The sequence below is a fragment of the Microcoleus sp. MON1_C1 genome, from assembly GCF_036701945.1.
Lineage (GTDB): Bacteria > Cyanobacteriota > Cyanobacteriia > Cyanobacteriales > Microcoleaceae > Microcoleus.
The window spans coordinates 1-20,670 of sequence record NZ_JAUBRO010000033.1 but is presented as its reverse complement, the minus strand read 5'-3'; the positions used below and the strand labels follow the sequence as shown (position 1 = coordinate 20,670).

18 protein-coding genes are annotated in these 20,670 nt (G+C 45.7%); 13 read left to right on the top strand and 5 right to left on the bottom strand.

Annotation, left to right across the window (positions count from 1 at the left end; all coding sequences use genetic code 11):
• Positions 1-135 precede the first annotated feature (135 nt).
• The 7 genes from QUA62_RS18940 (at position 136) to QUA62_RS18910 (ending at position 9,614) form a co-directional block, all read left to right on the top strand.
• The gene (locus QUA62_RS18940; protein WP_333405943.1) at positions 136-720 is read left to right on the top strand and encodes a PAP/fibrillin family protein; all 585 of its coding nucleotides are present in this window, start codon (positions 136-138) and stop codon (positions 718-720) included.
• 321 nt (positions 721-1,041) lie between these two features.
• Positions 1,042-1,215 carry a DUF433 domain-containing protein gene (locus QUA62_RS18935; protein ID WP_445301689.1) on the top strand — a complete coding sequence of 58 codons (174 nt, stop codon included), beginning with the start codon at positions 1,042-1,044 and terminating at the stop codon, positions 1,213-1,215.
• Between the two features lie 381 nt (positions 1,216-1,596).
• The gene (locus QUA62_RS18930; protein WP_333405941.1) at positions 1,597-1,944 is read left to right on the top strand and encodes a hypothetical protein; all 348 of its coding nucleotides are present in this window, start codon (positions 1,597-1,599) and stop codon (positions 1,942-1,944) included.
• A gap of 124 nt (positions 1,945-2,068) precedes the next feature.
• Complete coding sequence (locus QUA62_RS18925; protein WP_333405939.1) at positions 2,069-3,205, top strand: GUN4 domain-containing protein; 1,137 nt, start codon at positions 2,069-2,071, stop codon at positions 3,203-3,205.
• Positions 3,206-3,358: 153 nt separating this feature from the next.
• Complete coding sequence (locus QUA62_RS18920; RefSeq protein ID WP_333405937.1) at positions 3,359-4,174, top strand: PD-(D/E)XK nuclease family protein; 816 nt, start codon at positions 3,359-3,361, stop codon at positions 4,172-4,174.
• Positions 4,175-4,408: 234 nt separating this feature from the next.
• Positions 4,409-6,964 carry a DHH family phosphoesterase gene (locus QUA62_RS18915; protein ID WP_333405935.1) on the top strand — a complete coding sequence of 852 codons (2,556 nt, stop codon included), beginning with the start codon at positions 4,409-4,411 and terminating at the stop codon, positions 6,962-6,964.
• A 349-nt stretch (positions 6,965-7,313) separates the two neighbouring features.
• Positions 7,314-9,614 (top strand): serine/threonine phosphatase, encoded by a 2,301-nt coding sequence (locus QUA62_RS18910; RefSeq protein WP_333405933.1) that lies wholly within the window; start codon positions 7,314-7,316, stop codon positions 9,612-9,614.
• A 29-nt stretch (positions 9,615-9,643) separates the two neighbouring features.
• Here QUA62_RS18910 and QUA62_RS29455 read toward each other — a convergent pair whose 3' ends face one another.
• Both QUA62_RS29455 and QUA62_RS18905 read right to left on the bottom strand, forming a co-directional pair.
• The gene (locus QUA62_RS29455) at positions 9,644-9,730 is read right to left on the bottom strand and encodes a PEP-CTERM sorting domain-containing protein (protein WP_445301690.1); all 87 of its coding nucleotides are present in this window, start codon (positions 9,728-9,730) and stop codon (positions 9,644-9,646) included.
• A gap of 76 nt (positions 9,731-9,806) precedes the next feature.
• A complete protein-coding gene (locus QUA62_RS18905; protein ID WP_333405931.1) occupies positions 9,807-10,205 on the bottom strand; it encodes a hypothetical protein in 399 nt (132 codons plus the stop codon).
• 466 nt (positions 10,206-10,671) lie between these two features.
• Between QUA62_RS18905 and QUA62_RS18900 the strand changes: the two genes are divergently transcribed.
• Positions 10,672-11,913: a protein kinase domain-containing protein gene (locus tag QUA62_RS18900; RefSeq protein ID WP_333405929.1), complete on the top strand. Its 1,242-nt coding sequence runs from the start codon at positions 10,672-10,674 to the stop codon at positions 11,911-11,913.
• Positions 11,914-12,064: 151 nt separating this feature from the next.
• Here the strand turns inward: QUA62_RS18900 and QUA62_RS18895 are convergent, their stop codons facing one another.
• Positions 12,065-12,283 carry a DUF4327 family protein gene (locus tag QUA62_RS18895; RefSeq protein ID WP_006631282.1) on the bottom strand — a complete coding sequence of 73 codons (219 nt, stop codon included), beginning with the start codon at positions 12,281-12,283 and terminating at the stop codon, positions 12,065-12,067.
• 651 nt (positions 12,284-12,934) lie between these two features.
• On the opposite strand from QUA62_RS18895, the gene QUA62_RS18890 reads away from it, so the two are divergent.
• Positions 12,935-13,915 (top strand): aspartate carbamoyltransferase catalytic subunit, encoded by a 981-nt coding sequence (locus QUA62_RS18890; RefSeq protein ID WP_333405927.1) that lies wholly within the window; start codon positions 12,935-12,937, stop codon positions 13,913-13,915.
• Positions 13,916-14,052: 137 nt separating this feature from the next.
• Here QUA62_RS18890 and QUA62_RS18885 read toward each other — a convergent pair whose 3' ends face one another.
• Positions 14,053-14,451: an SH3 domain-containing protein gene (locus QUA62_RS18885; RefSeq protein ID WP_333078472.1), complete on the bottom strand. Its 399-nt coding sequence runs from the start codon at positions 14,449-14,451 to the stop codon at positions 14,053-14,055.
• Positions 14,452-15,084: 633 nt separating this feature from the next.
• On the opposite strand from QUA62_RS18885, the gene QUA62_RS18880 reads away from it, so the two are divergent.
• The 3 genes from QUA62_RS18880 (at position 15,085) to QUA62_RS18870 (ending at position 17,086) form a co-directional block, all read left to right on the top strand.
• A complete protein-coding gene (locus QUA62_RS18880) occupies positions 15,085-15,576 on the top strand; it encodes a molybdopterin synthase catalytic subunit (RefSeq protein WP_190659969.1) in 492 nt (163 codons plus the stop codon).
• Between the two features lie 122 nt (positions 15,577-15,698).
• Positions 15,699-16,358, top strand: coding sequence for a sigma-70 family RNA polymerase sigma factor (locus QUA62_RS18875; protein ID WP_006631278.1), 660 nt, complete (start codon positions 15,699-15,701; stop codon positions 16,356-16,358).
• A gap of 140 nt (positions 16,359-16,498) precedes the next feature.
• The gene (locus QUA62_RS18870; protein WP_333405925.1) at positions 16,499-17,086 is read left to right on the top strand and encodes a zf-HC2 domain-containing protein; all 588 of its coding nucleotides are present in this window, start codon (positions 16,499-16,501) and stop codon (positions 17,084-17,086) included.
• A 190-nt stretch (positions 17,087-17,276) separates the two neighbouring features.
• Here QUA62_RS18870 and QUA62_RS18865 read toward each other — a convergent pair whose 3' ends face one another.
• Positions 17,277-19,682 (bottom strand): NACHT domain-containing NTPase, encoded by a 2,406-nt coding sequence (locus tag QUA62_RS18865; RefSeq protein WP_333405924.1) that lies wholly within the window; start codon positions 19,680-19,682, stop codon positions 17,277-17,279.
• A gap of 223 nt (positions 19,683-19,905) precedes the next feature.
• Here QUA62_RS18865 and QUA62_RS18860 point away from each other — a divergent pair, with 223 nt between their 5' ends.
• Complete coding sequence (locus QUA62_RS18860; RefSeq protein ID WP_333405922.1) at positions 19,906-20,478, top strand: ATP-binding protein; 573 nt, start codon at positions 19,906-19,908, stop codon at positions 20,476-20,478.
• The last annotated feature ends 192 nt before the right edge of the window (positions 20,479-20,670 follow it).

The window sequence follows — 20,670 nt, the reverse complement described above, 5'->3', positions numbered from 1 at the left end:
TTAAAATCGCTACTACACAAAATTTCGTCCCTCTCGCTTGAGACTGAAGAAAAGAGCGGTCTGACTTTTGCCTGACGTTCGATAATTAATCCGTGTATTCGTGTCAAAATCCGTGTTCTTCCTTCTTAAAAAATCATGCTTAGAAAATCTGCACTATTAGAGATAATTGCTGGTAAGAATCGCGGTTTGCTGGCGACTCCCAGCGACAAACAAGCGATTTTAAGTGCGATCGCCAAATTGGAAGATTACAACCCCACACCACGCCCTGTCGAAGCCGCAGAGCTTTTAAATGGTGATTGGCGGTTATTGTACACCAGCAGTCGCGACCTGCTGAATCTTGACAGTTTTCCCTTGGTGAAATTGGGTCAAATTTATCAATCTATCCGCGTCAACGAATCTAAAGTTTACAACATTGGCGAACTTTACGGATTGCCTTATTTGGAAGGAATTGTCAGTGTAGCGGCGAGATTTGAGGCAACTTCCGAACGCCGAGTGCAGATCAAGTTTGAGCGGTCGATTTTCGGTTTAAGCAGGTTGATTGGCTATGAATCTCCGGTTAAGTTTATCAATGAGATCGAGTCCGGGAAAAAGTTCGCTGCTGTAGATATCGGGCTGGATACTCGCGAACAGCAGGGATGGCTGGATATCACTTATTTGGATAAGGATTTGCGGATTGGACGAGGGAATAAAGAAAGTGTTTTTGTCTTGACAAAAGAGTGATTTGGTGATGTGTGATTAAGTGCGATCGCCCCTTAAATCATTCTCAATTTATCTTTCTTTCATCCGCGTTTATTCGCGTTCATCTGCGGTTAAAAATCAAAAATCTATCAGTTTTACAAACAATTCAACACTTGCTAAAACCCTCAAATCCATAGCCGATAAAAGTTTCAGATAAGATAACCGTTAAAAATTAGCGTTAAGGATTGACAATTGACAATTGTTGTGATGTTTTCTGGAATTTTAATGAAAAAGGCGTTAGTACATTCCCGCCAAGAAACTTACTAACGCCTTTTGTGTACTCCTTACGAATACAACACAATTATGTCACAAAACGCTTATCAAGCTGTTTCGCGTTATGTCACACGTCATCCTGAAATCTTGCAAGGCGAACCAATTATCGTAGGAACGAGGACTTCCGTTCGGGCGATCGTGGAATTGTGGCGTTTGGGTATTACTCCTGAAGAAATCCCCATGCACTTACCTCACCTGAAATGAGCTCAAATTTTGGACGCGCTGAGCTTTTATTTGGATAACCAAGAAGAAATAAATACGGCGTTGCTTAATCAGGGTATGAAAAAAATAACTTTAAAATCCAAAAGCTTTGTGGATACTGGTTTCTATGACGGGCATATTTAAGGTTTCATACCGTAAATCAGCAACGCCATAAATACTTATATTGAACGCAATCAAATTCCTGAAGACTTGATCCATCCTGCCGTTAAAGCTGCAAAGAGAAACAACTAAAAGTATTATAATTGTTCCTTACTATTGACTAGGACGAAAATTCTGGCTATAATGGTGGCAAAATTTTTAGAAATTAAGAATAATACTCCTTAATTCTCTATTCACATCTATCAACTTCAAGGAGACATAGATATGGCGAACGATCACAACATTTATATGGGTTCGGGTAACTATAGCCAATCAATCAAAGGCAATTACATACAAGGCAATTTCATAAGTAGGAGTCAGGACTTATCTGAAGTAGCGACTCAAATTCAAGAATCATTAATTCAACTTCAAACACAGGGATACACTCCACAGGATGCTCAGCAGAAAGTGGCTAGTGACTTAGTGTCTCAAGCTAATAATGATTCTCAGGCCAAAAGCAGGTTAGTGAAGTTGAGACAGTATGTACTGGATGCTGGTGCCAATGGTCTGATTGGTGAAGCAGTGGTAGGGGTAGTCAAGCTAGCCCTAGGATTATTAGGTATTCCTCTTTGAAGGACAGATAAGCTGTCGCGCATTTAATCTGGAGAGGCCGACTTATTCAAACTCTTGTAGGGCGGGCAGGATGCCCACCCTACAAGTTAAATTATAATCCCGAACAGCTTATTTCGCTAAATTAATGATAGGTAAAATAAGACGAATCTTTAATAAATTCAGTATTTTAATATCTCGGCTACCAGGAAGTAAAAAGCAACGATATTACTTCTTTAGCGTATTAGTTGGACTAATAAGTTTTGCGATTGTTGGCACGGGCGTTCTGACTCTAACTAGGTTGATAGCTAGCGTTGTAATATTCGGAGCTTCTAAATTGTTATGGGATTTAGGCGTTAATACTCCACAAGAATCAAGAACTAACTTAGAAGACAATACCCAAAATAGAGATCGCGATATTTACACAGGGGGTGGTAATTATAATCAATCTATTTATGGCGACTATATCCAGGGAGACTATATAGAAATACAAGGTTGTTACATTAACACCAATCAGGACTTATCTGATGTCGTCGCAGAGTTGCGCGAGGTTGTAGAGCAACTTAAAAATCAGGGATATAGTGCGGATAAAGCTGAGGCTCAAGTAGCCCAAGATTTAGCAGAAAAAGCCCGCAGTAACCCGAAAGTCAAAAAAAGAGTGGTTAAGTGGGCCAAGTCTTTAAATAATACGTCTAATCGAATAAATAATGAAACTGAGGCAGCTAAAGAAGTTATTAAATATGCGGCTGCTTCTCAATATAGTTCGTCTGCTAAATCTACTTCCGTGGTCGGGGGCAAGTATTCTAAATTAGATAGCTTGCTCGAAGCTAAAGAATGGATAAAAGCTGATGAAGAAACCGAGAAGCTTATACTAGAAATGTTAGGAAAAGACCCAAGAAATTTTCTTTTTTCTTACAACTTCTTATCTGGTTCCGACATTGAAAGATTACCGATTAAAGATCTCGATTATATGGATAAGCTCTGGGTACAACATAGCAAAGGACTCTTTGGTTTTAGTATGCAAAAGCAGATTTGGGAAAGCATTGTTGGTAATAAACCTAACAATAACATCTCTGGTTATAATGAGTTTGAAGCGAAGTTTGCTGAGAAGGTTGGTTGGTACGTGAAGGGTGATTGGATATATTACTCTGATATTAAATACTCTCTCAGAAAATCTCCACGGGGACATCTTCCCATCAAAGTAATGTTACCGGGATATTCTAATAAATGTAATTTTGATACCTCACTTTTTAGGGTTTTTGTTAAGCGTCAATATGACTCATAAGTGAAAAAATAAAGTTATTTTGTATTGAGTGAGTAAACTAAGAGCGCCCGTTCATCCAAAAAATCTAACAGAAGTGCGCTCGCAATCTCATCTAAAAATCGCAATTCTCAAATTATCCCCTCATAAATCCCAGCCCTAATATCCTAAATAAAAATGCTTCGACTATCCCAAACCCAACTCAAAATCCTCGAAGAATGCCCCCGCAAATTTCAACACAGCTACCTCGAACTACTCGCCACCACCGCCTCCCCAGAACACAAAGAAAAACTCACATGGGGAAGCCACTTTCACCTATTAATGCAGCAGCGAGAACTCGGACTTCCCATTGAATTTATCATCCAACAAGACCCCGAACTGGGACGCTGTGTGGCAGCATTTATCAACACCGCACCCGAACTTTTCACAGATTCAGAAAATAGCGACAACATTTTTCGCCAAGCCGAACACCCCCGCACCCTAATTTTCCAAGACTACCTATTCACGGTTATCTATGACTTGCTAATAGCCGAACCAAATTCCGCCCAAATTCTCGACTGGAAAACCTATCCCCGCCCTCAAAAATCAAAATGGATAGCCGAAAGTTGGCAGACTCGCCTCTATTTATACGTCTTAGTAGAAACCAGCGACTATTCCCCCGAACAAGTTTCCATGACATACTGGTTCGTACAATTGCAAGGAGAAGAACCGCCGCAAAAACTCACATTTTATTACAGCCAAACAGAACACGATCGCACAAAACAAGATTTAACCGACCTATTGCAGCAGCTAACCGACTGGCGGCAGCGCTATACCGAAGGCGGCGAATTCTTACCCCAAGTAGAAATTAGTTCCAATCTTTGCAATTCCTGTCAATTTGCCACTCGCTGCAACCGCACAACAGACAACACAGCTTTCTTACCCAATCTTGCAGCAGAAACTCCCACGGATTGGCTGCCAAATCTTGCTATAATCGACGAAATATTTATTTAATATATAAACAAACCCCCCCCATTTTACTCGTTACCAGGCAGAGCCTAGTAACGCCGATAGGGAGGCTCTGCCTCCAATTTTCCCGATCGTAAGCGAGGCAGAGCCTCTGGAAATGGGTTCCCAGGCAGAATCGGGGAACCAGTGACTCGCTTAAGTTTTATTTAACATACAAACAAGCCCCTAGATTCATCTGTAGTCACAATCTAAAATCTAAAATCTAAAATCTAAAATCGAATGACAGAAACCCCTCACAACTGGCAAAATCAACCCTTACCACAACCCCCAGCTTGGCTGATCCAAGCTGTCAGAAACCACGCACCAGAACTCCCCGGAAACTATGCCGCTGCACTTCTCTGGTATAGAGGAATTCAGAATCCCGAACAAATACCCGGTTTCTTAAATCCCCAACTTTACCAGCCAGCAAGTCCCTTTGAATTCGGACTAGAAATGAACTGGGCAATAGAAAGAATCCAGCAAGCACGAAACAGCGCAGAAAAAGTCGCAATTTGGGGAGACTTCGACGCCGACGGCATTACCTCAACCTCCGTACTTTGGGACGGACTGGGAGAATTTTTTGCTCAAAATGACCAACTAATTTATTACATTCCCAACCGCTTAACCGAATCTCACGGGCTCAACATTCCCGGAATAGATGCCTTAGCAAAATCGGGAATTAGCTTAATTATAACCTGTGATACTGGCAGTACAAACATCGCCGAAATCGAATATGCGACTAGCTTAAACATCGATACAATTATCACCGACCATCATACATTACCAGACGATCGCCCACCAGCTACAGCCATTATCAATCCCCGCTACTTTCCGCCAAACCACCAACTATTTAACCTTTCAGGAGTGGGAGTAGCTTACAAATTAGTTGAAGCACTATATCACACATTACCGGATATTCCGCAGCGCCCGCTCACAGATTTATTAGAATTAGTAGCGATCGGCTTAATTGCCGATTTAGTCCAACTTACAGGAGACAGCCGCTACCTAGCACAAATCGGCATCCAACAACTGCAAAAACAAATCGCAAATCCCACCCGCCCGGGAGTTGCAAAATTGCTCGAACTGTGCAAAAGATCGGGCGATCGCCCAACCGACATTTCCTTCGGCCTCGGCCCCCGAATCAACGCCGTCAGCCGCATTCAAGGTGACGCCAGCTTCTGCGTAGAACTCCTCACCAGCCGCGACAAAAAACGCTGCGAAGAACTAGCAAATTTAACCGAAATTGCCAACAGCAGACGTAAATCTTTACAAAAAGATGTTGCCAAAGATGCCGCCAACAAACTAGCCAAACTCGACCTTTCAACTACTAGCGTCATCGTCCTCAGCGATCCGCAATGGCCCGTAGGAGTATTAGGATTAGTAGCGGGACAAATCGCCCAAGAATACGGCCGCCCCGTGATTTTATTCAGCACAGAAGGAAGCGAAAAAATTAATGAAAATTCCCCGGAAATGCAATTTACCTCCTTCTTAGATTCAGAATCACCAACACTTTCCCCATCCAAAATTGCCAGGGGTTCCGCCCGTTCCGCCAATCAAATCGACCTTTACCAATTAGTCAAAGACCAAGCGCATTTATTGCACAGATTTGGCGGTCATCCCTTCGCCGCCGGATTGAGTCTCCCCGTTGAAAATATCCCCCTATTTACCGATGCAGTTAATCAGCAACTGCGACAACAATACAGCACCGATAGTTTAACAGCCGCGCCCGTTCAAGCCGACTTAAAAATTACTGTCTCCGAATTAGGCAAGGACTTATTTCAAGAACTAAAATTGCTCGAACCGTGCGGCATGGGCAACCCCGCCCCCAAATTGCTGATTGAAAACTGCTGGTTTGACAATCTGTGGAATCAAAAAATTAAGGATTTGAAAGGGCAAAAAGTAGAATATATCAAAACAGAATTTACAATTAGGGACGAATCTAGCGATACGGGATTTCCCGGCATTTGGTGGGGACACAATCAAAATGAAGTTCCCCAAGGCCGCTGCGATGTCACCGTTGAACTCGATTTTAATACTTATAAATCGCGGTATGAAGTGCGCCTCGTATCAGTGCAAGAACGCACGGAAGACAACCAAATAAATTCTCAGACTCCAATAGATTGGATTGTAGACTGGCGCAATAGAAATAACGATGAAGAGTTAGTAGGCGCTAGCACAAACTTAGAATCTCAAATGCCGATCGACAATCTAGTTTACAATTCCGAAAAGGTCGATCGCGAAAACTCGATCGTCCTCAAAGAATGCCCCGCAAGCTGGGACGAACTGCGGATATGGTTTCGGCAAGCACAGTACACTCAGAAAAAACTCGCGATCGCCTATACTTTACCCCCACTCGTACCCCCACAGCAAATCTGCCAACAGCTAATCGGCATCGCCAAATACCTCAGCCGCACCAACAAACCCGTCACCAGACAGCAACTCCGCCAAAAACTCGGCATCAGCGACACATCGCTGCAACTAGGGTTCAAAACCCTAACATATCTCGGTTTCCAAATCCATTACCGCGATCGAGCTTTCCACATCGCCAGACAAGCCGAAACCGCACAGCAGCAAGACGCGCTCGATCAAATCCCCAAACCCTTATTAGATAGCCAATCCATTCAATTCTCAGTGCCAAATTCCCCGATTGCCGCGCGTTTTGCAGCGCAATTCCTAGCAGCAGTCTCCGAAGAACAATTCCGGCGGAAATATTTCTGTGAAGTACCCCTCTCCACCATTGTGTCGATCGCCCGAGAGACTGTTTTCCAAGAAGATTCTACAGCAAATCCCTTCTAACTGAGATCTAGCAGCATTGTTAAGCATAGGCAGGATGACAGTTCCACTCATGAGATAACTTTTCTTGTCGGGCCCGCACTCGCTGCCGCCGATGGCGCTGCCTTTCTCGCCTGTGAAGCGAGAGAGGTTTTTGTAGGTGTGGCTTAACAGGCCTATTCCTGACACGGAGGCCACATCTCAGTTCTAAGAAATATCTGAGTTCTGAATTCATCCCGATAAAATAAGGCATAGGGCCATGGGAGTTATCCGTTGCGAGTCAGGCCCAAAACTCATAACTCCTAACTCACAGCCCAAAACCCAAAACTCCCCACCGCCAAACTCGATCGCCCATCTCCAATTTAAAACCCCTATGCTTCTCTGTCCCCGCTGCCAATTTGAAAATCCCAATCCAAACAAGTTTTGTCAACAATGCGGAAATTCCCTAATTTACAAACCTTGCCACGAATGCGGTGCCCAAGTCGCTTTTAGCGCCAAAGAATGTCAGAATTGCGGCGTCGCAACAGGTCAAGTGTGGCGGGCCATTATCTGCGGTCGATCGAATTTTCCAGCAGTCGAGCCAGACGAATCCACCCTACCCCCAGCCGAATTTCCCCAAAAACCAGAGATGGTTCCAGAAATCGCATCGCCCCAAAACTCTGCTGAACCAATCACAGACGCGATTAAAACAGAAATCACCACCCCAGCCGAACCCCAAACAGCCGTAGAACCAACTTCTCCACTGACCGAAGCCGCCGAATTCAGCAGCCCTGAAGACGCTGTGGTAGCCGTGGGGGCGATCGCACCAGCATCCTTTCAAACAACAGAAAAAAGCTCTAATACAGCACCAGAGCGCGAAATAACCCCACCTGAGCAGATTTTTACAACCGCACCACACCCTAAACAAATCCAGGAAGCAACAGAGAACCCCGACAGCCCAAACATAGCTGACCTCTCCCCCCAATCTCCACAATTCCCCGTCCCCAATTCAGAATATTTAATCCCTTCCCAGCCAGCCGGAGCTTATTTAGACACTCAGCAGCGCTACCAACTCCTAGAAACCGTGCCGCCGAGAAAACGCTCAGACACAGTAGCAGTAACAGTATTGGACTGTCAGCCGCTGGAAATGTCACCCCTCAAAGCCATGCTAGCAGCCAACTCTGCCAGCGTCGCCCGACGAACATCCCCCTATAGCGCAGCAATCAAACGCGGAGAAAATTCAACCAATTCCGCCTTAGCAGAGCTGTGCCAAGGCATAGCTGAACCTTATCTGGCACTCCGGTGGCAATTCTCTCAAAACCTGCCAGTCATTCACGATAGCTGGTCAGACAACGAACAGGCAGTGCTGCTGCTAGAAGACTGCTCCCAATGGCCGCTGCTGGTAGAACGGTGGAATCAACCTGAAACTTCCACCCAGCAAATTTTATACTGGCTGCACGAAATGACAGAACTGTGGGCTGCCCTAGAACCCTGGCGCTGTCGGCAAAGCTTGTTGGAACTGACAAATTTGCGAGTCAACCCCGACTCTTCCTTTTCCTTGGCTTCTTTGCGGCTGCAATACCTCTATCCCGAATCCGCCGGCTCAAACCTGCAACTGGTAGATTTGGGGCAATTGTGGCAGGTGATATTTAGCCAGTCGGATCATCGCACTCAGTTTGGCGCCTTGCTCGAACTGCTGCAACAAATGTACAGAGGCGAGATTAACACAATCGAAGAATTGCGATCGCGCCTAGAAACTGTTCCCCTCGAACTCCAACCTGCACCTTCACCAAGCTCAACCCCGACGCGCGGGCCTTTCCGCAGCCCAGACCAGTCCCCCCCCGAGGTTGGCGAGGTCTTAACCCAGCCCATGCCCGTCCAGATTTACAGCTTAGAAGACGCAGGCCTCACCGATGTTGGCCGCACGCGCGACCACAACGAAGACTTCTTCAGCATCTGGACTCAGCTCAACAAACTCGAAAGCTCCTTCGGTCGCATCTTTCAAATCAAAGGGCTTTACATTCTCTGCGACGGCATGGGCGGACATGACAGGGGAGAAGTAGCCAGTCAACTAGCCGCTGAAACCCTCAGAGAATTTTTTCAAACCAGTTGGGAAAATCAACTACCTCCTGCAGATACCATCCGCGAGGGAGTCCTACTAGCCAACAAAGCCATCTTTGAAATCAATCAAAAGGACGGACGCTCCGGCAGCGCCCGCATGGGTACAACTCTAGTCGCAGTCTTAGTTCAAGACACCAAATTCGCCGTTGCCCACGTCGGCGACAGCCGCCTCTACCGACTGAGAAAGGGACAAACCCTAGAAAAAATCACCTCAGACCACGAAGTAGGGCAGCGCGAAATAAAGCGCGGGGTTGACCCGGAAACTGCTTATGCCCGTCCCGACGCCTATCAACTAACTCAAGCCATCGGCCCGCGAGACAGTAATTTTCTCAAGCCCGACGTGCAGTTTTTAGACCTGTGCGAAGATACCTTATTGATTTTGGCCTCCGACGGTTTGACAGATAATGATTTGTTGGAAACTCACTGGCAAAACACTCTCGAACCTCTGTTCAATCCCCAAGCTGATCTCGACCAGGGAGTTGCCCAGTTGATTGAACTGGGCAACAAACGCAACGGTCACGACAATATCACGGCAATTATCATTCGGGCGCAGGTAGGCGCATTTCGATTTTAGAATGTGGATGCTCCACACTTTTTCTTGGCCTAGCCCAAGCCAGCGGCTGCCAGAGTTAAACCTGCCATTGTTCCAGGTTCAGGAACAACCTCTGAGTTTTCAGAGCAAGGCTTGATTTCCTCTGCTATTACCTATCCGCTGTTGAGGTAGCTTCCGTTTGATTGGAAACCATTTTGCACCCAGCTCATTCTATTATCCTGGCCCGTCGCTATTCCCAAATATGACCAGATTTGGAGGTGTTCGTATATTTCCAAATGCCCCATTTCCCCACAGATTGGGTTCTTCGGAACCGAAAGGGGAAAAACTTGCCGTAACAACTTGTAATTGATGTCGGTCAAACGGTGCCGACAAGAAAGGTGAAAGCCTTGTACCCCTGTCGCCAACTCTAGCCTGGGACAAGTTCCACGACAGCCGGAGTAAATTTACCGCAAAATCCTGTACTACAAACCATTTATCGCTGGCCTTAATTTCTAAAGGAGGTGTTCCCACACTTCTTGACGGAAAAATAGCTTCATAAGGAGTCGATTCATCATAGCTGAAAGAGCCTACAGCTACAGGAGTGTCGGTGTCCTGAAAAAAAGTTAATTTCACTGATGCAGCCTCTGCAGATTAGACTGCGGTCGCCACCAATCCCAAAATAGCAGCAGCAACAGCCATTTTTTGTAAGTTTTTAGTCATTGTTATTCTGTCCTTAATTTTGATAGGATGAAGTAGATATACTTGGGTAAAAAGCTCGATCTATTTATCAGCAATAATATTGAAAATATTTTACAAAAATGAGAGAGCGATAGCATCTTTATGCAATTTTTAATAAAAAATGTGCTTTAATCAAGATGTGATGAAGCTAAGGGCTGAAATCATAGTAATAATACTTATTACGCGAACGATGCAACAGATTGATTTCTAGTAAATTTACGGTTAAACGCTGCAACAGAGCTAGTTATTAGTTCCTCGTTCAATAGCCAGCTATTACAGTTGGCGCTGGGCAAAAGAATTGCCCAGCCCGAACCGGGGCAACTCCTGCTAGTTATTAGCAGATTAACCACATCCATCAAAAATGCTGCTGACTCTTTTAGATCCAGAAAAACAGACCCCCCTGCAACAGTGGAGTTTCGAGAGCGAATCCATTATTCGCATCGGCCGCTCTCCAGACAATCACGTTGTGATCCCTAACGCTCTAGTGTCGCGGCAGCATCTGGAACTGCAAAGAGTTAATAACGGGAGATCCAGTCAGTGGTACTTAGTCAATTCGGGGACAAATGGCACTTTGGTAAACGGTATTCTCATGTCTCAGGGTTGGATATCCGACGGTGCCCTGATCCAGTTGGCGCGGGGCGGCCCAATTCTCCATTTCCAAGTTATTACTATTGAAGTCGGTGGCAAGATTGAGGCTAACCCCACCGTCAATCTCGCCACCCCGAGGTGTACCCATGCGGGAAACCCGCCGGGGAATTTATTCTGCATCCACTGTGGCGAACCGATTAAAGTCGATCGCACTGTCCGACACTACCAAGTGCTGAGAACTTTGGGCCAAGGCGGTATGGGGACAACGACTTTAGCCTGGGATCGAGAGAAAGCAAAAGCTCAAAAACCCGGAAGTTCCCCCGCAGCATCTCTGGTAGTCCTCAAGGAAATGAATGCTGATATGGCTCAAATAGTCAAAGCTCAAGAACTGTTTGAACGTGAAGCTAAAACTCTCAAGGCCCTCCACCATCGGGGAATTCCTCAGTTTTTTGACTTTTTTGTGGAAGGGGGGAAAAAATACTTGGTGATGGAAATGCTCCACGGCGAGGATTTAGAAAAACGCATCTACAACCGTGGCCCTGTTGCTCCCCAACAAGCAATAGAGTGGATGATCCAAACCTGTGAGGTTTTGGGCTACATTCACTCTCAAAAACCCCCGATCGTCCACCGGGATATTAAACCTGCTAATTTGCTGGTGCGCCACCGCGACAATTGCATTACAGTGCTGGATTTTGGTGCCGTTAAAGAAATCGGCACTCCTCCAGGGACTCGCATCGGCGTTGAAGGCTACACCGCACCAGAACAAGACAGGGGACAGCCTCTCCCTCAGTCGGATTTATATGCTATTGGGCCTACTTTGATTTTTTTGCTGACGGCCCAAAGCCCTCAAAACTTTTACGGGAAAATACCTGGAGGGTACGGGTTTAAGCTCGAAAATATTCCGACGATCGCCCCCAAGCTGCGGGATACCATTTTGCGAACCACGGCAGCTAAGCCTGGGGATCGCTTTCAAACTGCTCAACAATTAGCTCGAGCTTTAGCAGCTTCCCTTTAATAGAAGTCACAAATCAAAAGTCGCAAGTCATTAGGAAGAGGGCCAAGGGAAGAGGGAAGAGGGAAGAAGCTAGCAACGGAAATTTATGAAAGAAAATTTACCCTATCGCCTCGAAATTTCTCTCCGACACCCCAGTCCTCCGTCTCATCTGTTATTCCTCGTCCCAAGCTTCTACAGCTATCAACTCGCTCACGGGGTCTTGCATAGAAAAATCAAACTCTAGCAATTGCTGTTTCCAATACGGCCATTCGTCGCCGTAAAGCAGAGCAATTTTCCAAATACTGTCTGTCGGCTTGATAATGTCAGACGTGACAAGAGAATGCACCTGACGCTGGAACTTAACCATCGGCTGTATAACCTGCTGGCTCATAATACCTCTTGAATTGTTTAAATCTTGTGTAATTACAACTTCCCAGCTCACACTTGTTACCGCAGTTTCGCCAAGAACAGTCTCGCCAAGATACGTGTAGATTTTTGTCGGGAAGCTACATATTCAACTTGTATCTTAACACTGTTCGTTTTGACAAGGGCCTATAAGCAGGACTGAAGAGTCAAGACCGACTTCAAAGAATTAATCATCTTTGAAATGTCCCGCTATATGCTGTCGAGTGACAGTGGGAGGCTTGCCGCCGCGATTGTTTCTACATAGTTGTTTCCACATAGTGGTAGATGCAAGGGCTGCGTTCGGCTTGTTCTGGACAAGGCTGAGTTTGCGTAGGAGAAACTGCAACTACTGCTCTTTCGCTGCTACAGCGTAATTTCCGCTTTCCTGCGGGTAAACCACACCTGTTTCACCTTCGACGCTGGGTTCGCTGTGAGAGTGGGGTCTGAGCTACATAAACTGATTATAACTCTACTTACCGCAAAAGCGATCAAAAATTGTTGGATACTGTTGATCGCCACCCCTAAATGTCGATCAAACATTCTAGGCTGCCCCACGTGGGCCAGCAGGCAAGTTTCAAACCCATCGTCCGTCTTGATTCAATAAATCTCAAATCTCAAATCTCAAATCTAAAATTGTATGACTTGGACAAGGCGACACATTCTCACTCTGGCTGATTTTACCTCGGACGAATACGATACGGTGCTGCAAACTGCAGCCAGTTTTCGGGAGGTACTCGGCCGCCGCACGAAGAAAGTGCCGGCCCTGCAGGGTCAGGTGGTCGCGAATTTGTTTTTTGAACCTTCTACCCGGACTCGCAATAGTTTTGAGTTGGCGGCGAAGCGACTGTCAGCGGATACGCTGAATTTTACCCCGGGAAGTTCTTCTCTGACGAAGGGGGAGACTATTCTGGATACGGCTAAGACTTATCTGGCGATGGGAACGGATTTGATGGTGATCCGCCACGAACAAGCTGGAGTTCCCAGCACGATTGCTTCGGAAATGGATCGCTTGGGTTCGAGAGTCAGCGTTCTCAATGCAGGAGACGGCCAGCACGAACACCCATCGCAAGGTTTGCTAGACTTATTTACTATTTGTACTCTGTTAGATACCGAACGTCCGCGGCTGGAACTTTTAGCGGGCAAAAAAATTGCTGTTGTCGGGGATATCTTGCATTCGCGGGTGGCTAGGTCTAATATTTGGAGTCTAACGGCTTGTGGGGCCGAGGTTCATTTGGCCGGGCCTCCAACTTTGCTGCCGCTGTTGTTTGCTGAGTGTGGCGATGGTAGGGAAGGCAAATTATTTTTGCACTGGCATCTTGAACCTGCTTTGGCCGATGCTGATTTTGTGATGACTTTGCGGCTGCAAAAGGAACGGATGAGCGACCATTTGCTGCCGAGTTTACGAGAGTACCATTCTTTGTACGGGATTACGCGCGATCGACTCAAACTCTGCAAGCCTGATGTGAAGGTGTTGCACCCAGGCCCAGTTAACCGCGGCGTGGAAATTAGTTCGGATTTGATGGACGATGCCCAGTTTAGCCTGATTTCTCAGCAAGTTACCAGCGGTGTGGCGGTGCGGATGGCATTACTTTATCTGATCGGCGGTGGTAAAGTTTAGGCTGTTAGTTGTGAGTCAGGAATTTCGGATATTCGATTATTTTCAGGCTCGATCGCCTCTTTACAATAATCGTTACCCAGTATGACCGGGTAACGATTAAAACTCTTTCTAGAAATGTAAATTGCTCTAGTTAAGAGTTAGGAAAGCCAGGACGCAGACACCCAGCCACCACCTTTCAGTTGGGCCCAGCCGTGTTTGTAACGACCGGTCAATTTTACGTGGTCTCCATAATATAACTTGCCGATTACATGAGAACAGCTATCGGGGCGGTTGCGGATATTCAGTCGGCCGCCATTCGTGACAACTTTGGCGTAGCTGTGATGGCCGTGATGGCTTTTCTTGCCGCAGCGGGAGTAGCAAGCGGCCTGGGCTTCGCCACCGACACTCAGAACAGATAAAGCTACTGCCATACCTGCAACGCCTATCCATGCAGAATTAGGAATTTTCAAGCCCAGTTGATCTAACGACTTGACTTGGAGTTCGGACTCTGGAGATTCATAAGCAACAAAAGAGTGGCTCAATGCTAGTGCTTCCATAGTTTCCTCGTGATTGTTGTTAACATTTATTGGTGCAGACTCAGGTCGAAACCTCCATTAACAGCCCAAACTATTAACTTATGTTTCATATAAGGCACATGAGGGCGTTACGATTTTGCTTTTGTCTAGTATCCGCCAATTTGCCTCAACCCTGCACAGGTATATCATGTCATCTAAGTAGCTTTCCGGAACAAAAAAATAAATAAAGTTTACATCTGCTGCTAAAAATTTTGGCTACACCGATAAGTAGGAGGACCGAATTAAAGTTAACTGTGTCATTCAAAAGGGAACAAAGTAATCGCTTGGGGTTTGAGATTGCTTGTACGGAGTTACGAATGACACTACTTATTGGGGTGTGCTTATTTATTGAGTTGCTACAGCAATATCGGCAGTTAATTTGATCGAACAAGCATCCTGCTCGTCTTCAATCACGCTCTTAATTTGGTTGGGGCGAGTTATATTGTAGCCGATCGCACTGGTACAAAAGTTCGGGGTGATGGCGTCGGGCCCTCGCCCGTGCTACGAGATGGCTCTCAACATTAGCCACCCCGTTTCCCGGACAACGATGCAAGATCGATCGCGACTTGATTTGTGTCAAGATCAATTAACTTCTCCACCACCACTTCTTTGGCAATGAACTCTAGCGCTGCACTTTCGATCGGCACAATTCCTCAACGCCATGAATCAGACAGCTTCGCCATTACCTTAGCGCCGTTGTCTGTAGAGGAAATATACGCTTTGGCAGATGACCCCGCGAACGGAGCCGTGGTAATGATGAGCGGTACAGTCCGCAACCAAACTGACGGTCAAGCTGTAGTTTCCCTAGAATATCAAGCCTACGAACCGATGGCCGTGCGAGTATTCCAGCAAATCGCTACGGAAATCCGCCGCCAGTGGGCCGATGTCAATCGGGTCGCCATTCACCACCGAGTCGGACACTTGCAGGTGGGCGAAATCAGCGTACTGGTGGCTGTTGGCTGTCCCCACCGGGGGGAGGCCTTTGCAGCTTGCCAGTACGCGATAGATACGCTAAAACACAATGTACCGATTTGGAAAAAGGAACATTGGGCCGACGGTTCTAGCAGTTGGGTTAGTATTGGAGCGTGCGAGGTTGTCGGGCATTAGTAAGCAGTCAGCAGTCATTGACTGTTTGATGACTGAAGCCGATCGCAGTTTCCGAGCGCGGGAACCAATCGGGATCTGCTACCGTCAAAAAGTGTGGAATGTTCGATGAGCCAATTCCACCGATGAGCGACTTTATTTCCGTGTCCTGGTCTGCGGTTGTGGCGACCGTTCAAAGAGTGCAATTGCCAGCCGAAAAACTCTCTAATTATGACTTGGTATTGCGTTGTCAGGAAGGAAATCGACCTGAGAGCACTGCCTTTTCAGAACTGTTGAAGCGGTATCAGTCCCACGTAGACAGGGTTCTCTATCACTTGGCCCCTGACTGGCAAGACCGAGCAGACTTGGCTCAGGAAGTGTGGATTCGAGTGTACCGCAATATTAACCGCTTGCAAGAGCCTGTTAAATTTCGGGGCTGGCTGAGCCGCATCGCCACTAATTTGTTTTACGATGAGTTGCGGAAGCGCAAGCGGGTGCGAACTCCGCTGTCGTTGGACGTACCCCGTGCTCTGGAAGATGGCGAGGTAGATTGGGAAATTCCGGCCGACAGTCCGGGGCCTGATGAAGATTTGACGACTAGAGAATTTTACGATCAGTTGCGGGTGGCGATCGCCGATTTGCCGGAAGTATTCCGCACGACAATTGTTTTAAGAGAAATTGAAGGTTTAGCATATGAGGAAATAGCCGAAATGACTGGAGTTTCTCTGGGAACTGTCAAGTCGAGAATTGCTAGAGCTCGCCAAAGATTGCAGTTGGAATTGCAAAAATATCTCGATGGTAATTAGCAATAGTGCTTTTAGAGGCAGAGCAAGAAGATTTGGTGATGTTTGCTGTCATATCAAAACTTCTTTTTTAAAATATAAAAAAGCAGTAAATCATTCTAAGCGCGGGTGCGTCCTTTCTCCAATTAAAGCAATTTTGAAATATGAATTATAACTTTGAATCGGATAAAAATCAGAATCAGCAAGGTATCGGGGATTCACTCGCTGAAAGTCAAGCTAACAACAATTATCCCCAGGGGAATGTAACTACTATGATGCGCGATCGCTTTGAATTGCTGAGTGCCTACCTCGACGGTGAAGTGACGGCGACAGAACGTCGGCAAGTTGAGGAGTGGCTGACAAATGACCCCACTACGAAACGTTTGTACTCGCGACTGCTGATGATGCAGCAGAGTTTTCAGGCAATGCCGGTGCCTGCTTCGGAACAATCTGCACAAGAGTTGGCGACGAAGGTTTTGCAGCGGGTGGAACGCAAGCCGAAACAAACTTGGATTTTGGGTGGAGGTGCGATCGCAGCTTTGTTGATTGCGCTAGTGTCTGGTGTCGGTGGCGATCGCCAATTGTTTGCTCCCCAGTTTGCTCGATCGCCCGTTTCGGGTGAATCGGACGGTTTGATTATGGCTTTGAACGAGCCTCTGGTGGAGATTGTTAATCCTAACGATTTGATGCTTGGGGTGAATGCACCGATAATGGATATTCCCAAAGTTCGTGTAGCAACCCCTCAAAAGTAATTGCTAAAGGCGCAGTAGGATTTCTGTTTTGAGCATAACTGAAGTCGCTAAGTAAGCTCCCTAAAAAAGGGGGCTTTTTGCCATTTTTCCCAGTTTTTCAAGGTGGATATATCCTGTGACACTTTCCCCGCTTTGAAGGAGGAATTGTGGGGCGCTCGCATCTTAATATGGGAGTAGGTAGCGAGTGGAATTAGAGCGGGCGATCGCCCTTGTCACCGGTTTTTTGGAGATGTGCGATCGGCAACAGCAATGTTCCTTCAATTTCCTGCCGCACAGCAGGAGATACATTAGAAGCGCTATTGAGGCAATATACCAGCACTTTATTAGCATCGTAATACTTCCTCAGCAATGACTTCTGCTGTTCGCTAAATTGCCAATCGTGACCTATATTGCGATAGGAAATGATGATTTTTCTTAATTCGCTAGTCCAAACTTGTCCATTAGCTTGCCACCATTTCCTAAATATTTCCTTGTCACCATCTGGCTGAGGTAGCTGTTTCTTAAGTTCTTGCAGTGCTTGCATTAATTCAGGTTCAACAAGAGGGATAAGAAGAATGTCGTGGGCAAGACTAAGGGCTGGGTCAATAGCACCGTCGAGTACAGGCAAAATGGCAAGGTCAAGAACAAGGTCCAGGGTAATTTCAACAGCAGGGTCAAAGGTATATTTAACGGCAAGGTAAAGGGCTGGGTCAAGGAAACGTTCAGGGTTACGATTAAGAGCAAGCTCAAGGCATGGAAGAAGGGAAAAGTAAAAGAATCTCACTGCCGCAGGTTTGTACGGAAAATCAACAGAAAGGGATTTTTGATTTACCCACAGTAGGAATTGCTGCAACTGCTCATCCTCAGCGACAAGTCCATCAACTTGTTGTTTCATTAACCGTAAAAAATCATCAGCTTTTTGCAACATCCCAACTGCTAAGAACAATACTTCTCGCCAACGCTTCTCGGTCAGGTGGCTGACCAGTTTTTCCAAAGCTTGTGAATCGGAATTATTAACTATTTTTATAGCAGTGAAATACTCTTGGAATGTTAGATGAGAAAACGAATAAATCCCTCTTGCCCTCTCCACTAATAATCCATGTTGTGCCTCGATCGCCTTCAGGACAACCTCACTATGGATCTCCAACTGAATGGGGTCACTTGTGCCATCGGGTAAATTAGCCAGATAATCGGCAATCACTTGTTGAATTTGATGTTTTTCAAAAAAGTAATCACCCCGCTCAAAAGTAATAGCTGCCACAAAAGCAAGTAAATGTTTCTTGCGACACAAATTCAAATCGCGATAAACTTCATCCCGTTCAATGCCTCTCGTTTCATCCCATTTTCTGAGCATAATTTCCAGTCCTTCCTCATACAACTGGGCTCGGTTCGATGGAAAATCTGCTTTGGCTTGGAATACTAAACAACTCAAGTTCAACAATATAGGCGTTACTGCCAGTTCTCGAATTTGCTGATTTTTACCCATTTTTAGCTGCTCTACAAATTGAGAAGCTAAAGCTTTCCCTGCCTCCACATTCTGGGAAAATGCCACAAACCAATTGCGAGCAAAGGCAGCGATTTGCTTGTTATTAAAATCGGCTACCTCAACATTGGTAAATCCTTCTTCGTGAAATCTGTACTTAGAAGCGGCAATTCGACAGGTAATAATAAACTGATTGTTGTAATACTTTCCGGCAAAATGACGAATCTGTCTGACGACTGCATCGCTATCTGATTCTGGCACTTCATCTAAGCCGTCGAGCAAAATCAGCCCTCTGCCTTGACTGAGTGCGAATTCAGTTTGCGATCGCGCCTCAACTCCGCAACTGGCAAATTCGTCGCTGATATATTCTAATAAGTCAACATTAGCGATTTCAGCAAAGGTTTTGAGAGAGATAAAAATCGGTATTTTGTTGGCTTCAAATTTGGCGCGATCGCACTGAATGGCGATGTGTTTCAAAAAAGTAGTTTTACCGGAACCCGGTTTGCCGAGTACCATTAGTTTAGAGTGAGATTTCACCGCATCCAATCCTGATACTCGTTTCTGGCGTACTTTACCTAAACCTAAGCGGTTAAAGTTATCTGCATCTGGGTTGAAGTCTCTCAGTAAATCGCGAATTTCTCCCGGCTGCCAACTGGTAATTTCCTCCAAAATGTTGACTTCAACGTAGAGGTTGCTGACATCAACGGGCTGTGCAATATCCAACAGTTGCATTTTGCTGTAAAGCTGTTGGATTTTGCTGTGGCATTTTTGCCGGATCTCTTGGACTACCGAATCAATAGGCTGTTGGCAAAAATCTCTAACCCCCCCAACCCCCCCTTGGTAAGGGGAGGCTAAAGGAGGACGATCGACAATTTCTTCCCAATTCAACTGCAAAACCGTGCAGAAGGCCTTGAAAGCATTGGCTTTTATGGGTTCTCTTCCTGCTAAAAAGCGCCTCCAAGTGGGCAGCGAAAGGCCATCGGCATAGGGTCCGGCTTCTGTCCAAGTTCGATCTGGATCTAATGCTTTACTAGCTTCTACTAGCCATCTGGGGTCTTCTATCGTCGAGCCCCTTTCTCTTCTAGCTTGCCTAATTTTTACTAATCCCTCCTCAGAGGCTTTGAGGGTGGTCATTATATAATTTACTTATCTCATTGTCAATGTCAGTTTTCGCTCAGTTTAGCGATCGCAAACTGAGTTTGTCAAGACCCAAGCAAAAAAGAGAAAATGAGCGGGACAACAACTGCACGGCATACGGGAAAAGTCAGGCATAAATCATGCAAACTTAATCGTTTAGAATGTCACTCTCTTTTTTAGGTAAAAAAGTACACATTAAATGATGACAAAGGATAGCACCATGAGAGATAACATAGATGAAATTCCGTCAGGTGGGATAGGTATAAAAATTATTGGCAAAATTGCCGATGAGCTAAGTTATACCCGCACTTCTGACGGTCGAAACTGTCTGTTCATTGTAAAATATTATCAGCAGCCTGGTCTAGTACCATCCCAACACAGCAGTCAAGATGGTTTTTTTAAGCGCGCGATCGATGTTTTAAACAGCTTTAATTTCAGGTTTCAAAAGCAACGAAATCGCCCAGCGGAGCCAAGTTATAACCAGCAAGTTCAAAAATTTATCCTTCAAGTAAATACTGATATCAAGGCTGTTGCTCAAGTTTTATCGTGGGTAGAACAGTTAGATCCTCTACCAATTCCCCTAGCCGTTTTGCATCAGTGTAAACTTGCTGTGATTGAAGGGTTTACGAATGCTGTTCGCCACGCTCACAAAAATCTGCCATTAGAAACTCTGATAGAGCTTGAAATAATGGTATTTAACGAACACCTAGAAGTAAAAATTTGGGATTGGGGAGAGCCTTTTGACATTCAAGCGAAGTTGAAAGAAGAATTGCACCAAAAAAATCTGTATTAGTTGGAACTATGTGGGATTGACGCTTCACTAAAGCTGTTCTGTAGTTGCCAGCTTTAAATTGACAATAACGGGACTTGAACAAAATTCAAGCCCAAACATAGCCCAAACCTGCTAGGTGTATGGCAAATACGTCACCATTATCTTGGAGCCAACCGACAAATCTATAAGATATAGCCGTTCTCAAAGCTAACA

Bases quoted from the DNA above. Each gene is read 5' to 3' on its own strand.
- QUA62_RS18900 (WP_333405929.1), top strand. From the start codon at position 10,672: ATGCTGCTGACTCTTTTAGATCCAGAAAAACAGACCCCCCTGCAACAG.
- QUA62_RS18860 (WP_333405922.1), top strand. From the start codon at position 19,906: ATGAGAGATAACATAGATGAAATTCCGTCAGGTGGGATAGGTATAAAA.
- QUA62_RS18920 (WP_333405937.1), top strand. From the start codon at position 3,359: ATGCTTCGACTATCCCAAACCCAACTCAAAATCCTCGAAGAATGCCCC.
- QUA62_RS18930 (WP_333405941.1), top strand. From the start codon at position 1,597: ATGGCGAACGATCACAACATTTATATGGGTTCGGGTAACTATAGCCAA.
- QUA62_RS18910 (WP_333405933.1), top strand. From the start codon at position 7,314: ATGCTTCTCTGTCCCCGCTGCCAATTTGAAAATCCCAATCCAAACAAG.
- QUA62_RS18870 (WP_333405925.1), top strand. From the start codon at position 16,499: ATGAATTATAACTTTGAATCGGATAAAAATCAGAATCAGCAAGGTATC.
- QUA62_RS18895 (WP_006631282.1), bottom strand. From the start codon at position 12,283: ATGAGCCAGCAGGTTATACAGCCGATGGTTAAGTTCCAGCGTCAGGTG.
- QUA62_RS18940 (WP_333405943.1), top strand. From the start codon at position 136: ATGCTTAGAAAATCTGCACTATTAGAGATAATTGCTGGTAAGAATCGC.
- QUA62_RS18890 (WP_333405927.1), top strand. From the start codon at position 12,935: ATGACTTGGACAAGGCGACACATTCTCACTCTGGCTGATTTTACCTCG.
- QUA62_RS18880 (WP_190659969.1), top strand. From the start codon at position 15,085: ATGAACTCTAGCGCTGCACTTTCGATCGGCACAATTCCTCAACGCCAT.
- QUA62_RS18915 (WP_333405935.1), top strand. From the start codon at position 4,409: ATGACAGAAACCCCTCACAACTGGCAAAATCAACCCTTACCACAACCC.
- QUA62_RS18935 (WP_445301689.1), top strand. From the start codon at position 1,042: ATGTCACAAAACGCTTATCAAGCTGTTTCGCGTTATGTCACACGTCAT.
- QUA62_RS18925 (WP_333405939.1), top strand. From the start codon at position 2,069: ATGATAGGTAAAATAAGACGAATCTTTAATAAATTCAGTATTTTAATA.
- QUA62_RS18865 (WP_333405924.1), bottom strand. From the start codon at position 19,682: ATGACCACCCTCAAAGCCTCTGAGGAGGGATTAGTAAAAATTAGGCAA.
- QUA62_RS18875 (WP_006631278.1), top strand. From the start codon at position 15,699: ATGAGCGACTTTATTTCCGTGTCCTGGTCTGCGGTTGTGGCGACCGTT.
- QUA62_RS18885 (WP_333078472.1), bottom strand. From the start codon at position 14,451: ATGGAAGCACTAGCATTGAGCCACTCTTTTGTTGCTTATGAATCTCCA.